Genomic DNA, 13,758 nt, shown 5'->3' on the forward strand with positions numbered 1-13,758 from the left:
CGGCTGGCTTGATGCCGTCGGGCTACCTGATGACAATGGGTAGCCCCGTAACCGGACTCTGCGCCTATGATACTTTCTCCTGCATTCTTCGCCCAACCTCCTGTTGCGCTTGCCCGTGCTTTATTGGGCAAAGTGATACGTCACAAAGTGGGTGAGCAGTGGCTTGCCGTCCGGATCATCGAAACAGAAGCCTACGATGTCCGTGATCGTGGCAGCCATGCCTCTCTCGGGTTTACGGAAAAACGGCGCGGGCTTTTTATGCCCCCCGGCATCCTCTACATGTATTACGCCCGCGGCAAGGATTCGCTGAACTTCAGTGCCGAGGGTGAGGGCAATGGTGTACTGATCAAGTCAGCCATTCCCTGGCAGGATAGCCTCAGCGAAGCGGCTTCACTGAGAATGATGCAGGCCCTGAACCCTAAGACCGATGGCACGGCGCGTCCGCTTCATAAGCTGTGTTCAGGACAAACGCTGGTGTGTAAGGCGCTGGGGTTAAAAGTGAGTGAGTGGGATCAGCAGCCACAGGACCCGCAGCGATTGCGTGTCGAAGATATCGGCTATCAGCCGGAGCGGATTCTGCAGGCGCCGCGCCTGGGCATTCCCAGTGGCCGGGATGAACACCTGCTCTGGCGCTTTATTGATGCCAGTGACGTGCGTTCCTGTACGCAAAACCCTCTGACGCGTCCGCAGATTCCTTGTCATGAACTTACCGCTGCCATGCCGAGTGTGATCAGCGAGCCAGGCTGATCATCACTGTCCGCAGTCGGCCCGGTGAAATCGCCGGGAGGCGTCCTTTCAGTCGATGGCCTGTGGTATGCTGCTTTCCCATTTTGCGGATAATCCATCCCCAGAGACCCTATGTCATCCGAGACCCATAACACAGCCTTCGGCGACCTTGCCATCGATGAGACCCAGCGTCAGGCCTATCTTGAGGCCATGGGGATTGATGTGTGGATGCCGACCACTGTGTTAGCCGGTGCCCACCCGAGTGACTATTTCGAGTGGGATGCGCTGGCTCCGGCCGAAAGAGAGCATGCTTCTGCCGCTCCGGCAGCAACCACGATCACTCCGCCGCTGACATCGCGGGCACCTGCCGATGCCAAAGCCGAGTTGCAGGCATTGGCTTCGCAGACATTGGGTAAACCTCTGGAGCCAGCCGCACCCGAGAATCAGACGCCGGCAGTGAACCCGGTGGCCAAACCTGCACCCGCGAAGCCTGTGACGAGCAGTGCACAGGAGCCCGTTGCTGATACCCGTGCCAGCACAGAAGTCGTGCCGGTGTTTCATCTGGCAGCCATGGCCTTTTCCCGCGGTATTGTCCTCACCGATATGCCAACACGCATGAAACGCCTCAGTCAGGAACATATCCAGTTGCTGACGGCGATGCTGAGCGCGGTGACGGGCCAGAAGGAATCTATGGCAACCGTGAAGTATTTTTTCTGGCCGATGGTGAAAACCCAGGGCGTTGATCAGACTGCGCGAGTGGCGCAGCAGACACTGGCGCGCTGGTTGCCGGTGCAGCGCCAGCAGGAAAGCCAGGATTACCTGATTGTGATGGGTGAGAAAGCCATCGAGCAGATTCTGCCTGGCTCAGAAGAACCTGCCTTTGATCGCCTGCATGAGTACGCAGGCTGGCAGGGGGTGGGGATTACCCATGGTCTGCATGCCCTGCTCAACCTGCCTGAATTAAAGCGGGATACCTGGCAGCATTTACAGCCGATGGTGCGCGCATTGAAAGCCCGTGTCAGCCCGGAGACTTCGCCGGAAGCCGCATCATGAGTCTGATCAGTGTTGATGCTTCTTCAGCGACGCTGCTGGCAGAACAGGCTGCGCGGGCTTTTTCCCATCCCTGGACTGAAAAGCAGTTTGCCGGCAGCGCCGAGTCAGGGCACTGGCTGGCAATCTGGCAATCTGAAGAGCGCATGCTCGGGCATGTGGTGATCAGTCAGGTGCTGGATGAAGCCGAGATCCTGACGATTGCGGTCGAACCTGCGGCGCAGGGACGGGGAATAGGCTCCGCCATGCTGAAACAGGTGATTGCTCGCTTACGAGAGCAGCACATGGCTCGGCTCATGCTGGAAGTGCGCTCCGGCAATCATGCGGCCCTCGCCCTCTATCGCAAGTGGGGCTTTGTGGAGGATGGCCGCCGCAAAGGCTATTACCCCGGTGAAGACGGCGGACCTGCCGAAGATGCGTTGCTGATGAGTTTATTGCTCACTGAACAGCCTGCCTGACCGCGACTGCAACTTACCCACCATCTTCTCTGCGACGATCAGTTGTCCTCGTCTTTCTCGCTGGCATTGCTGGGCGAGGAGTCACGCTCTGACAAATGCTCAGAATCCGTATCAAAATAGCTATCGCCCACGCGCGGTGAGCGCAGTGCGCTCAGTCGGGATTGCATGGTGCCAAGCAGCGCTGACATTGCATCTTCTGATCGATTGCCCAACGCATGGGTGGGGAGTGCCTGAAGCCCGGGAAAAACATCGCCCGGGCGCTGGCTGGCGCGCAGCAAGCGGAAGGGGCCGATGTTTTCATTGAAGACCGAGAAGGTCTGCTCCGGGTTCTTAAGCTCGCTCTCGATATGATCGCAGATGCCACAGGGACGACGAGTACCCGCAATGGGGATCAGAATGGGAGTATCCTCAGCCAGACCCCGGTGAGCGCGTGTTGCTGCCGCATGGGCCTCGGCATCCACCGTAATATCATCATACAGCGTCATTTCGGCATGCATTGAGGCATGAGGCTGGCCTTCCATCAGGCTGCGTTTATTGCCCGGATAGACTTCGCTGGGGACAAAACGCACAAAGTTATCAATCACGTTCTTATCCCGACTGCCGAGGGCAATGGCCGCGTGATGCAGGGTATCCAGAATGCTGCTGAGCTGCCTGGCATCTTCCGGCAGACGGCTGGAGGCGGGTTGCTCGTCCAGCTCTTTAAGCGCCAGCGCTTTGAAGTTCGCAAAGCCTTTGGCATCCACCAGATGCTCGTTGAAGGCTTTTAGCAAGCGGGCTGCCCGTGGTTGACCTTCATTGGCTTTGAGGAGTCCTTTGAGTGCGCCTTTAAGAAGATTGTTGGTGTTACGGTTGCCGGTCAGCTGAATCTGGTGGTCATACACCGTGGCCTGAACCTCACCCACACCCACGGTGCCTGAGTACGCCACACTGGCGAACCAGCGTAAGGCCTGATGAGAGCGTTCGAAACCTGAATAGGGTTTGGTACCCAGCGACTCCGAGGGACGAAGCGCATTCGCCGCGACGCTATCTGCCTTGGGGATATCCAGAAACTGATGCTGACGGCCCTGAATATCAGAGCTGAGCAAACGGCTATTGCTCAGCAAGCGCTGGGGGTCGGCCATTGTCTGGGTTTCCGGGAGGCTGGAGGCATCCAGTACCAACGTTCCTTCAGGCAAGCGAATAGAGGGAATAGGCTCCTGTGACGTGAGGGGAGCATTGACACCAATCCGGGGTGATTGTCCTGGAGCATGAATAGGCATGGCTGGAGGTTATCTCAAACTGATCGTGATCTTTCTGCCACAGCCTCGTCCCTGACCACCTGAAAAGTGGCTGATCGTGTTGTGGCGACTGCTAATACCGGGATGCTTTCACGCCAGACTGGCTCAGGCGCCTTCATCCTGACGGGTGCGCTTACGAGCCCTGTCATCCTCCTCGTCACGTTCTCGTTTGAACGCGGGAGCAAAACGGTCGGCACTGTGACTTTGAGGCTGGTCGCTGCGAGAGCGCTGCAAGCCTGGCCGCTGCCCGCCATGACGTGGCCCGGTGGGGGGGCGATTAAAATCGGCGCCACGAAAACGCTGAGGCTGGCCGTCATCATTGGGGCGGTTTGGCCCGCGGCTGTTGTCGTTGCCGCGATAATTGTCATTACCACGGAAGCTGTCACGGCGGCGGAAGTTATTCACATCTTCCGATTGCCGGCGGTTTTGTATGGGTGGCCGCTGACGAGGCTGGGAAGTGCTGGTCTGGTTATCACTCTCCGCGCGTGAATAGCGTGGCCGTCCCTGCGCCCCCTGTCGCTGCCATGACTGCTGGCGCTCCTGCCATTGGGGGTTGTTGAACACCGGGCGGTCGTTGTTATTGCGGGAGTTACTCTGGCTGCGGTCGCGGCCATTTCCCTGCGTCCGGCCAGCATTCTGTTGTCTCTGATTCTCGAAGAACCGGTTGGCATGCCCTGCGGACTCGTTACGTTCCAGCACCGGGCTGCCTGCCAGACTGCCGTTATCGGAGTCCGTATCATAGAAACTGTCGATCTTGGGTAGCTCAGCGGCCCGGTAGGAATTCTTCAGCGTATCCAGAATGCCGCCAATATTTTGCTGTCCGCCGAAAGGCGCCGAAGTAATCACCTGCGCGCCGGGGAAGGTGTTGCCCGGGCGCTGGCTGGAGCGGATAAGACGGAACGGACCGGTCGAGTCATTGAAAATGGAGTTTTCGTTGGTCTTCAACTCCTGCTCGATATGATCGCAAATGCCGCAGGGACGACGGGCGCCTGCAATCGGAATCAATACCGGCTGATCTTCCTTCAAACCATAGCTTTTGCGGGTCTGCTCCAGTACATCGTCTTTGCGACGGCCAATGTCTTCATAGAGCATTTGCTCTGCATGCATGCTGACCTTGGTATCCTTGCCAAACGAGATGGCTTTTGAACCCGGGTAAACATCATTAGGCACCACCTCAAGATAGGCATCAATTTGCGAGGGGTCCTTGCTGGCCAGCGCCTTGGCCGCATCGTGCAGAATATCCAGAATTTCGCCCAGCTGATGTCGCTGGTTGGCTGCATCCTCCGCGGGAGGGTTTTCATCAAACTCTTTTAGTGCCTGTTCACGAAAGGCCTTGAAGCCTTTTTCACTGATCAGGAAGTCTTTGATTTCCTGCTGATGGCGAAAGCTGCGCTCAAAATTGAGATTCTTGTCCAGACCTCGGGCGAGGGCATCTTTGAGCTCATTCGAGTTCTGGTTAGAGGTAATGTAAAGCTTGCCTGAATGCACCGTTGCCTGAACTTCCACGGCCTGATAAGCCGAGCGAAGGCCTACGGAAGAAAACCAGCGCAGAGCCTGGTTCATGCGCTCAAGGCCGACATACGCCCGCTTGCCAGCGGCTTCCGGCGCGCGCTGGGCGTCCGCGTTTTGTGCATCGCGGCGGTTAATCTTCAGCATGTAATGCTGGCCGGGGCCTGCATTAATCGAATGAGGTGTGGTCTGGGAAAACAGTTTGGCAGGCTCACTCATGCTGGCGGATTGGCCATGCTCTTCCGGAATGAGCGAGAGCGTTCCACGTGGATGGTGGCGTGCCCGATGGCCTCCCTCCTGTGGCTGTGTGGGGTAGGTATTAAAGCCTCCGCCAACGCGGTTGATATCGTTACGCATCAGAACGGATTCCTGCCCAGCCTGCCAGATAGAGGGTTGAGCTCCGGACGGCTAGCGGGGGCGGCGTTGCGTTGCTGGCTTTTTTGCAGTTCACGCGCCTTGTGCCGGAAGTAACGTACCAGTTGCAGAAGATTGGCGATCAGGCTTTCCAGTAACTCGCTGGATAGCGCCTCCAGCGACTCCTGATAAGACAGCACCAGTTGGTTGCTGCGCTCATCAATACTGAAAACGCAGCCACGGTTGGTAATACCGGGAAAGCTCATTTGCAATAAGCTGTACAGCACCTGCAAATCACCGGGGTTGTCACGGGAGAGTTCGATGACCTCTGCCAATACCATGAGGTGGGTTTTGGGTTCAGGCATGAAGAGGGTCAGAACGATATCTTCCTCGGTGCCAGGGGCCTGGATGCCGCACACCTGATTTTCGTCCAGCGCCAGCTCCGGCAGTCCACAGCGCTCCGCGAGTTCCTTGAGGAGCTGATTAACCTTGGCGACAGGTGAGGATAAGGATGACATGTGTGGCCTTATATCTCTGACAGGTCAGAAGTCTGATGGCAGCCAGACGTTTGACTCAATGAAAGATTGAGGTTTTGAAAAAGAAACCGGTTGTAGTCTAAGTGGAGTTAAGTGAACGCCGGTTCCTTGCAAAAACGCCCTGAAGACAGAGCAACAGGGCGTTTCCTTAATGAGATGAGTAATCTTTACCAAGCGTAACGCTAGAGGGCTTCCGGCTGCTGGGAAAGCGTTTTTAACCAGTCCTGCAGGCGCTTTTGCAGACCTGTGGATTGCAGGAGCTGATCCGGCTTGAGGTTAGGGCGTTCCATCGGCAAAGAGAGCGGCGCACGACCTTCTGCCTGACCAACACTGAAGACCGGCAGATCAGTATCAAGAAAGCGCGGCAGGCCAAATGCGGCCAGCATGGCATAGCTGCAGCGAAAGCCGTTCTCTGTGGTGGCTGCCCATAAACCCCGTTGCAGCGGCAGGCCCAGCGGACCGAGTAGCCACAAGGGTGCCGTCAGCCAGCGGCGGACTTTGAGTCCGGGAAGATAGCGTGCCAGCGGCAGGTTAATAAAACGCGGGTTGAGCAGAGTTGCACCCTGAATCGCCTGCTGATTGGGGCCGCTGGCGAAGCGCAATGCCAAGGCACCGCCAGTGCCAACACCGACCAGTACGATAGGGCGTTTGATCGGGTCATGGCGGCGCAACTCAAGGCAAAGATCCGCCAGGTCATCTTCCAGCTGACGGGGGTAATCCAGATCGCCCCACTTGCCTTGATGGCCTCGCAATTCGGGAGTGAATACATTGGCAAAGGGCAACAGCGTTTTGGCCAGAGACGCGACACTGGCCGAATTGCAGCCCAGATCCGGTAACAGGATGAGATCAATATCCTGACCGTCACTGTATTGCCTGAAGTAGAGTGTTTCACCATCGCGAGCAGCCAAATCCATTAATGGCGGCAGCTCGGCATGAGCGGGGCGCGAAGAAATCTGCGCATTCATAGTGTTCAGAATGTTCCTACCTGCCTCAAAGCCAGCTGAAGAAGCCGAGCATCATCACCTGCCCGGTGGCGTGTCAGTTTAAAGTTGCGGCTGACCTGATCCTTGATGGCTCCCCAGTAGGTTGCCTGCTTTTCAGTAAGTAGTACTCGAAGTGAATCTAGCCGGAAGTGCTGATTGACGCCAGCGTAATAAAATAACAGGGAAAGCCAGGTTGAGTCGAATCCCCAGGCGTCGCTGTAGACTTTTTGTCCTGCCAGCAGAGTATTGAGTCGCCTGGCCACAAGTGCCACCGGCAAGCCTTCCTGTTGCAGCATTTCCCGGGAGATCCGGTGAATGGCAGCAGCCTCTTCGCTCCAGTGAGTCCAGTCCTCTTCCGGGCGAATAAGAAAGCTTTCACTGGTGCCATCAGGCAGCGCCACACCGATCTCGATGGGATAGCTGCCTGAGCCGAAGCCAGAGGCTTCAATGTCCAGAATTATGGGTAGTGATTCGGTCAAACCGCACCTCGACAAAGGCTCCTTGACGGAGTCCCCGTCTGATTCAGACGTTGCCGCGGGCAACGCTGCCGGTGTTGCTACACTGAGTGCAGGAGTAACAACCGGGGTAACATCAAGGGTATCCCGTATCCTAAAAATTTTGTTGCCGTTAAAAGGCTGTCCAGATTGATCTGTCTCCAGCCGGACGGCATTGTTTGCGATAAACTGTCCCGACACAATAGGGTCCCTTACTGCTGCGACCTGTGCAGACAGTGTCAGACCCGCGCCCGGGACATCCTTCCGACACAACCTGCTAATAATAAGGAGCAAGGCATCCATGGCACAACCTGCTGCCCCACAACAGACGTCAAAGCGCATTATTGTTGTCGGAGGCGGCATCTCTGGCCTGGCTTCAGCATGGTTCTTGCAACATCGGGGCCACATTGTGACGCTGCTTGAGTCCAAGGGGTCGTTGGGGGGAAATCTGGCGACATTGGAAGAGGCTGGTTTTCTGATTGAGCGAGGACCGAACTCCACGCTGGATAATCGCCCGGCATTAGGCGAGCTTATTGATCATTTGGGACTGGCCGATGAGCGTCTGGCGCCCAGTTCTGCAGCCAAGCGCCGCTTTGTGGTGCGTGATGGCAAGCTGGTGGCGTTACCCGGATCGCCCCAGGGTTTTCTTTCTACACCGCTCTTTAGCTGGAAAGCCAAGCTGCGTCTGGGGCTGGAGCCTTTTATTGGTAAGGCGGCCCATGAAGAGACGATTGCCGCATTTGTGCGCCGAAGACTCGGTAAGGAGTTTCTGGATTACGCCATTAACCCCTTTGTCAGCGGTGTGTACGCAGGCGATCCTGAAAAGCTGTCGGTGCAGGCCGCGACCGCTCGGGTGTATGAGCTGGAGAAAAGCCATGGCTCCTTGCTTAAAGGTGCGTGGTCATTAATGAAAGCACGAAAAAGCAAAACCCTCGAAACCGGCCCCAGCGGAACCCTGACCAGCTTTCGTGGCGGTTTGGGGCAGCTGGCCAGAGCGCTGGTGCAGCAACTGGAAAATCATCCCCACTGTCATGTTCGCACTCATGCCAACGTCGCCGCAGTAGAGCAAACCCGCTCAGGCTGGAGCGTGGCATTCAATGATGAGCGCATCAATGCCGATGCCGTTGTACTGGCAACCCCGGCACACGTGACCGCCAGACTACTTGAATCACAGGCGCCTGAAGCCTCCAGCGCGCTGGAGAATATCGAGTATCCGGAAGTCCTGAGTATCAGCATGGCGTTTGACCGACAGCAGGTGGCTCACGCGCTGGATGGGTTTGGCATGCTGATTCCACGCTGTGAAGGGGTGAAAACCCTGGGCACCTTATTTCCCTCCAGTATTTTTACGGGGCGAGCTCCCGCAGGCAAAGTGTTGCTAACGTCCTTTATTGGCGGCAGATTAAATCCGCAGGTTGCGGAACTGTCGGATCAGCAACTCAGCCGTCAGGTACTGGCCGATATTGCTCCGCTGCTTGGCATTGTTGGGCAGCCTGAACACACCTGGGTGACTCGTTGGCCGCAGGCGATTCCTCAGTATGAAGTAGGGCATCTTGAGCGGCTGGCCGAGATTGAAACCGCACTGGCTGAGTTGCCGGGACTGTATCTTCGCAGTAACTGGCGCGATGGTATTTCGGTGGCGGACTGTATTCAGCAGGCGGCATTGCTGGCGGAGCGCCTCTGAACCTTTCAGGGTCTGGTCTGGCGCAGACGGTTTTTTTTTGATGCCTTCACCAAACGACAACTTTTTCCTTAAGGAATGATTGTCACCTAACTGTCATAACTTGGTCATATCCTGTGCGGATACCTCCATGTTCACGGCAGATTCCTACGATGTCTGATGTCGCCCTTCATAGCGAGCTTGAGCTGCTGCTAAGCGAAAAGCGGCTTTTTCCGCATTTCCAGCCGCTGGTTGATCTTGCCACGGGTGATATTTATGGCTACGAAGCGCTGATTCGCGGGCCTGTGGACAGCCCACTGGCGATGCCGGACAAGCTTTTTAGTGTTGCTCGGGCGGCTGGCCGATTACAGGAGCTGGAGCTTCTGTGCCGTCGCCTCAGTATTGAGTCCTATGTGTCCCTGAATCTGGGGGCACGCCTCTTCCTGAATGTCAGCGCTGAGTTACTGATGGACCCGGAATATCCGAGTGGTTTGACGCTGGCGCTGATTAATCAGTTGGGACTGGCTCCTGAACGTATCGTTATGGAGCTTTCCGAACAGCATCCCTTCGAGGACTATGCGCTGGCCCGTCAGGTGGTCAATCATTACCGCAACATGGGGTTTCGTATTGCTATTGATGATATCGGCAGCGGCTATTCCGGCCTGCGTCTCTGGCTTGAGATGGCGCCGGATTACGTCAAGCTCGACAAGCACTTTGTTCATGGCATCGATACCCAGCCGGTCAAACGCGAGTTCGTTAAGGCAATGGTCGCCATTGCTCAGGGCGTGAATGCCACGCTGGTGGCGGAAGGCATCGAAACCCTGGATGAGCTGCGTTCAATTCAGTCGATGGGGATTGGCGTCGGGCAGGGTTTCTTAATGGGCCGTCCTCATCCTAAACCGCATTTATTACTGAGTCAGGAACGCATCGTCGGTGAAAGTTATACGCCGCGTACCATGGCTTCTCGTAGCAGTGATTCTGCCGCCAGTGTACAAACCACAGTCGACCCGATTCTGCCGGACACCATTCTTGGCAGTGTCGCCAGCTATTTTCAGGAGCATCCGCAAATCTCTGCGCTACCGGTAGTTCAGCAGGGCAAGCCAGTTGGACTGGTCAAGCGCACGGTGCTGATGGAGACGTTCTCAACTCAGTACGGGCGGGCGCTCTATGAAAACAAGCCGGTCAAACGCTTTATGGATTCCACACCACTGATTGTTGAGGCGAGCCTGCCGCTTGAGAAAGTCAGTCAGGCACTGACTGAAGCGGTTAAAGTGGATATCGGCGACAGCTTTATCATTACCGAGAAAGGCTATTACTCCGGTCTGGGTAGTGTTCGTGATGTACTTCGCAAGATGACCGATCTGCAGGTGCAGCATGCCCGCTATGCCAATCCTCTGACTCAGTTGCCGGGTAATGTGGTGATCAGTCAGGAAGTGGAGAACCTGCTGCGTACCGGCACGGATTTCCGTATCGCTTATTGCGATTTGAATAACTTCAAACCCTTCAATGACCACTACGGCTTTGCCCGTGGCGATGAAGTGATTCGCTTTGTCGGCGATTTGCTGGTGCGGTTCTGTCAGGGGCGCGACACGCTGGTGGGTCACATCGGTGGCGATGACTTTATTGTCATCTTCCGCGACAACGGCTGGCAAAGCACTCTGCAAAAAGCCCTCGATCATTTCGCCCGGGACATCGAGAACTTCTATGATTCCCAGGATCTGATGGCCGGTGGTATTCCCGGTGTGGATCGCGAAGGTCAGCAGCGTTTCTTTAGCACCCTGAGCCTGGCTATCGCCGTGGTTCATCCTGATCCGATGGTTTGTGCCAGCTATAAAGATGTCGGTGAACTGGCGGCGGTCGCCAAGCACGAAGCCAAGGAAAAGGGCAGTAACTGCCTGATCGAGTCCCGCGTCCATCTCCCGCCTCATTATCAACTTCGGGCCTGAGCAGCTATACTCCGCCTTTTGCTGCGGTTGATGCTCCGGGAGCGTTGGCCGGTGTCTGCAGCGGGTTCTACAAGGAGTGTGCTATGTCAGGTTCTGCGTCGAAAGGTTTTCCCTCCGTCCGCTTTTCACGGGATGACGTCTCGTTAGTGAAGAACGAGGTGTCCTTTCAGGGCTTTTTTCGCATGCGAACCCTGACCGTCAACCATCCGCGTTTTCAGGGTGGAGAGATGACAATCACCCGGGAATTATTCGAGCGTGGTCGTGCCGTGGCGGTGTTGTTATTTGATCCTGCTGCGGAAGCCATCATTCTGGTTGAACAGTTTCGCACCGGAGCGCTAATGGCGCCGGATGCCCGTCTTGATGGCCAGGTTCGTCCGACTCATGCCTGGCAGCTGGAGCTGGTGGCTGGGATTGTTGAGGAAGGTGAAAGCGATGTGGATGTCGCTGGTCGCGAAGCCGAGGAGGAAGCCGGCGCAGTAGCCAGGGGCTTTTATCCGATGCTGGATTATCTGGTGTCACCGGGCGGTACCAATGAGCGCGTCGGAATTTATTGCGCCTGGGTGGATTCCTCATCGCTGGGCGGCGTTCACGGTCTTGAAACCGAAGGCGAGGATATTCAGGTTCATGTGGTGCCTTTTGCTGAGGCCTGTGAAGCCTGTGCCGATGGCCGTATAGATAATGCAGCGACACTGCTGGGTGTGCAGTGGTTCCAGCTTTACCGTGACAAGGTCATGGCGAACTGGAAAGCTCAGGGGCTTGTTTGAGCCTTCTCTTGCCCCCACATCCAAAGCCGTTCGCTTGTCTGGCTGGCAGCACTGAGAATGCGTGCTTTTATGGCGCTATCGGTGAAGTGCCCGCTCTGGCACTCCCGTGAGGGATCGTATAGAAAGTTTAAAGAGAGTCTTTGTACTCAAGAAGTTTAGGTTGGTGGAATGGCAATTAAACGCAAGTATGTACCGGATCTGGCGCGCATCATGGCGGAGGGTGAAGCTAACTACCGCCGTCTGATGAAGCTGCTGCCGTCCCTTGAAGAAGGGGCGTCGTATCGGTATGGCCTGCATTTGCCGGACGGTCATCAGGGGGAGATTTCCCTGCGTGTGACTGACAGTTTTGCCTACACAACAGCCATAGAGGTCGAGCAGTCCCTTGGCAGCTCGCCCTGGCTCAAGGCGCCGCGCCTGCATGTGCGTCTTTACCATGATGCGCGAATTGCCGAGGTTATCGCGCCCAAGGGGCGCATGCTGTCCGGGGTCTATGTCTACCCCAATCCGGGAATGAAAGCGCCGGATGAAAAAGCCCAGCTCAATACCTTTCTGGCCGAATGGCTGAACCATTGCATCGACTACGGCTTAAGTCCGGAACGCGTCGATGTGATTCGACTCTAGCGCTAACCGGTTTCTCTCTTGCCTCAGCATCTGCTTCATCTCACGGATCTTCACCTGACCCTGCCGGGACAGTTGCATCTGGGGGTTGACCCATGGCAACGCTGGCAGCAGGTGCTGAATACTCTTCATAAGCATATTGATACTCGGCAGGTGCCTCACCCTGATCTGGTGGTGTTGGGTGGTGACCTTGTGCATCACCCTGAGGGGGTTGAGGTCTACCAGCGCATGGCTGAGAGTCTGGAACCTCTGGGTGTCGACTGGGTTGCTGTACCTGGTAATCACGATGAAGCCAGCTGGATTCATGATGCCCTGGCCGAGCGCCTGCCAAGCCAGCGTTGCCTCGGTAACTGGCAGCTCCTGTTGCTTGATAGCACTGCCCGACCTGACGGCAAAGGCCGTGGCGCGGTGGATGAATCTGCCCTCGCCGGGTTGGCTCAAGCGCTCGCGGAGCCTGAGAAGCATCATCAGCTGGTGATCATGCATCATCCGGTGCTGCCGGTGTTTAATCAGTGGCAGGATGAGGTCATGGCGGAAAACAGCCGGTCATTGCTTGCGCACTTCGCTCAGGGTCAGCAGTTGCGTGGTGTGGTCTGTGGTCATGTGCACCAGGCGCATCACTGGCGTGTCGGGGCCATCAATTACTGGTCGACACCGGCTGTATCCGGACAGTTTTTACCCCATGCGGGTGGTTTTGCCATTGAGCACCGTGCGCTGCAGGGGCTGCCGGCGGCGCGCTGGCTTCACCTGCATGAGGATGGTAGCATTCAAACCACTGTATATAGATTCAGGGAAATGCACGGCTGATGACGCCTCACTTTATCTATCTTCACGGTTTTAACAGTGGTCCCAAGGCGGCAAAAGCGGCCGAATTACAGGCCTTTCTGGCGTCCCGGCAGCTGCCAGCGGCAGTGGTTCCGGAGTTGCACCACCGTCCCGCCAAAGCCATAGCGACAGTGAGTCAGCTGATTGAGTCGGCCGTTACACCGCCTGTGCTGGTCGGCAGTTCTCTTGGTGGTTACTACGCGACCTGGCTGGCGCAGCGCTATCAGCTGAAAGCGGTGCTGATTAACCCGGCCGTTGATGCGCCAGCACTGATGAGGCCGCGTATCGGCATCGAAGTGGTCAACCCTTACACTCGCGACAGCTACATTCTGGACTCGCAACATGTGGAAGAGTTGCGCGCCATTCAGCTTGAGACACCGCCCAGCGAGCATCTGATGGTGCTGCTGCAAACGGGTGATGAAACCCTGGACTACCGCAAGGCAGAAACCTATTACGCTGGAGCCACTCTGGTGGTCGAAGAGGGTGGCAATCACCGCTTTGAAGGTTTCCCGGACCATTGTCCTGCTATTCTTGAATTCGCCCGGCGATAGGCGTCTCGCC

At 56.5% G+C, this 13,758-nt stretch carries 14 protein-coding genes; 9 read left to right on the plus strand and 5 right to left on the minus strand.

Annotated features, from left to right (window positions below):
- Window positions 1-66: 66 nt before the first annotated feature.
- The 3 genes from ACKC9G_RS08490 (at window position 67) to rimI (ending at window position 2,234) form a co-directional block, all read left to right on the plus strand.
- Window positions 67-747, plus strand: coding sequence for a DNA-3-methyladenine glycosylase (locus ACKC9G_RS08490; protein WP_411404513.1), 681 nt, complete (start codon window positions 67-69; stop codon window positions 745-747).
- Window positions 748-858: 111 nt separating this feature from the next.
- A complete protein-coding gene (locus ACKC9G_RS08495) occupies window positions 859-1,779 on the plus strand; it encodes a hypothetical protein (protein ID WP_411404514.1) in 921 nt (306 codons plus the stop codon).
- Window positions 1,776-2,234: a ribosomal protein S18-alanine N-acetyltransferase gene (gene rimI / locus ACKC9G_RS08500; protein ID WP_411404515.1), complete on the plus strand. Its 459-nt coding sequence runs from the start codon at window positions 1,776-1,778 to the stop codon at window positions 2,232-2,234. Before ACKC9G_RS08495 ends, rimI begins: the two co-directional genes overlap by 4 nt.
- A 38-nt stretch (window positions 2,235-2,272) precedes the next feature.
- Here the strand turns inward: rimI and ACKC9G_RS08505 are convergent, their stop codons facing one another.
- The 5 genes from ACKC9G_RS08505 to ACKC9G_RS08525 form a co-directional block, all read right to left on the minus strand.
- The gene (locus ACKC9G_RS08505; protein ID WP_411404516.1) at window positions 2,273-3,493 is read right to left on the minus strand and encodes a hypothetical protein; all 1,221 of its coding nucleotides are present in this window, start codon (window positions 3,491-3,493) and stop codon (window positions 2,273-2,275) included.
- Between the two features lie 123 nt (window positions 3,494-3,616).
- Entirely contained in the window at window positions 3,617-5,377 is a 1,761-nt protein-coding gene (locus ACKC9G_RS08510; RefSeq protein WP_411404517.1) for a hypothetical protein, read from the minus strand.
- Window positions 5,377-5,892 carry a CesT family type III secretion system chaperone gene (locus ACKC9G_RS08515; protein WP_411404518.1) on the minus strand — a complete coding sequence of 172 codons (516 nt, stop codon included), beginning with the start codon at window positions 5,890-5,892 and terminating at the stop codon, window positions 5,377-5,379. Before ACKC9G_RS08515 ends, ACKC9G_RS08510 begins: the two co-directional genes overlap by 1 nt.
- 200 nt (window positions 5,893-6,092) lie before the next feature.
- Window positions 6,093-6,875, minus strand: a complete 783-nt coding sequence (locus ACKC9G_RS08520; RefSeq protein ID WP_411404519.1) for an alpha/beta hydrolase — start codon at window positions 6,873-6,875, stop codon at window positions 6,093-6,095.
- A gap of 5 nt (window positions 6,876-6,880) precedes the next feature.
- Window positions 6,881-7,372, minus strand: coding sequence for a hypothetical protein (locus tag ACKC9G_RS08525; RefSeq protein ID WP_411404520.1), 492 nt, complete (start codon window positions 7,370-7,372; stop codon window positions 6,881-6,883).
- Between the two features lie 316 nt (window positions 7,373-7,688).
- Here ACKC9G_RS08525 and hemG point away from each other — a divergent pair, with 316 nt between their 5' ends.
- The 6 genes from hemG (at window position 7,689) to ACKC9G_RS08555 (ending at window position 13,748) form a co-directional block, all read left to right on the plus strand.
- Window positions 7,689-9,068, plus strand: coding sequence for a protoporphyrinogen oxidase (gene hemG / locus ACKC9G_RS08530; RefSeq protein ID WP_411404521.1), 1,380 nt, complete (start codon window positions 7,689-7,691; stop codon window positions 9,066-9,068).
- Between the two features lie 149 nt (window positions 9,069-9,217).
- Window positions 9,218-10,990: a GGDEF domain-containing protein gene (locus tag ACKC9G_RS08535; protein WP_411404522.1), complete on the plus strand. Its 1,773-nt coding sequence runs from the start codon at window positions 9,218-9,220 to the stop codon at window positions 10,988-10,990.
- An 83-nt stretch (window positions 10,991-11,073) separates the two neighbouring features.
- On the plus strand, window positions 11,074-11,754 hold the full coding sequence (locus tag ACKC9G_RS08540; RefSeq protein ID WP_411404523.1) for an NUDIX domain-containing protein: 681 nt from the start codon (window positions 11,074-11,076) through the stop codon (window positions 11,752-11,754).
- 168 nt (window positions 11,755-11,922) lie between these two features.
- Window positions 11,923-12,375: a DUF1249 domain-containing protein gene (locus tag ACKC9G_RS08545; RefSeq protein WP_411404524.1), complete on the plus strand. Its 453-nt coding sequence runs from the start codon at window positions 11,923-11,925 to the stop codon at window positions 12,373-12,375.
- Between the two features lie 18 nt (window positions 12,376-12,393).
- Window positions 12,394-13,179, plus strand: a complete 786-nt coding sequence (locus tag ACKC9G_RS08550; protein ID WP_411404525.1) for a metallophosphoesterase — start codon at window positions 12,394-12,396, stop codon at window positions 13,177-13,179.
- The gene (locus tag ACKC9G_RS08555; RefSeq protein WP_411404526.1) at window positions 13,179-13,748 is read left to right on the plus strand and encodes a YqiA/YcfP family alpha/beta fold hydrolase; all 570 of its coding nucleotides are present in this window, start codon (window positions 13,179-13,181) and stop codon (window positions 13,746-13,748) included. Before ACKC9G_RS08550 ends, ACKC9G_RS08555 begins: the two co-directional genes overlap by 1 nt.
- The last annotated feature ends 10 nt before the right edge of the window (window positions 13,749-13,758 follow it).

It is taken from the genome of Pokkaliibacter sp. CJK22405, assembly GCF_046614695.1.
Taxonomy (GTDB): Bacteria; Pseudomonadota; Gammaproteobacteria; order Pseudomonadales; family Balneatricaceae; genus Pokkaliibacter.

Bases quoted from the DNA above. Each gene is read 5' to 3' on its own strand.
- ACKC9G_RS08540 (WP_411404523.1), top strand. From the start codon at position 11,074: ATGTCAGGTTCTGCGTCGAAAGGTTTTCCCTCCGTCCGCTTTTCACGG.
- ACKC9G_RS08555 (WP_411404526.1), top strand. From the start codon at position 13,179: ATGACGCCTCACTTTATCTATCTTCACGGTTTTAACAGTGGTCCCAAG.
- ACKC9G_RS08535 (WP_411404522.1), top strand. From the start codon at position 9,218: ATGTCTGATGTCGCCCTTCATAGCGAGCTTGAGCTGCTGCTAAGCGAA.
- ACKC9G_RS08505 (WP_411404516.1), bottom strand. From the start codon at position 3,493: ATGCCTATTCATGCTCCAGGACAATCACCCCGGATTGGTGTCAATGCT.
- ACKC9G_RS08510 (WP_411404517.1), bottom strand. From the start codon at position 5,377: ATGCGTAACGATATCAACCGCGTTGGCGGAGGCTTTAATACCTACCCC.
- ACKC9G_RS08515 (WP_411404518.1), bottom strand. From the start codon at position 5,892: ATGTCATCCTTATCCTCACCTGTCGCCAAGGTTAATCAGCTCCTCAAG.
- rimI (WP_411404515.1), top strand. From the start codon at position 1,776: ATGAGTCTGATCAGTGTTGATGCTTCTTCAGCGACGCTGCTGGCAGAA.
- hemG (WP_411404521.1), top strand. From the start codon at position 7,689: ATGGCACAACCTGCTGCCCCACAACAGACGTCAAAGCGCATTATTGTT.
- ACKC9G_RS08545 (WP_411404524.1), top strand. From the start codon at position 11,923: ATGGCAATTAAACGCAAGTATGTACCGGATCTGGCGCGCATCATGGCG.
- ACKC9G_RS08520 (WP_411404519.1), bottom strand. From the start codon at position 6,875: ATGAATGCGCAGATTTCTTCGCGCCCCGCTCATGCCGAGCTGCCGCCA.
- ACKC9G_RS08495 (WP_411404514.1), top strand. From the start codon at position 859: ATGTCATCCGAGACCCATAACACAGCCTTCGGCGACCTTGCCATCGAT.
- ACKC9G_RS08490 (WP_411404513.1), top strand. From the start codon at position 67: ATGATACTTTCTCCTGCATTCTTCGCCCAACCTCCTGTTGCGCTTGCC.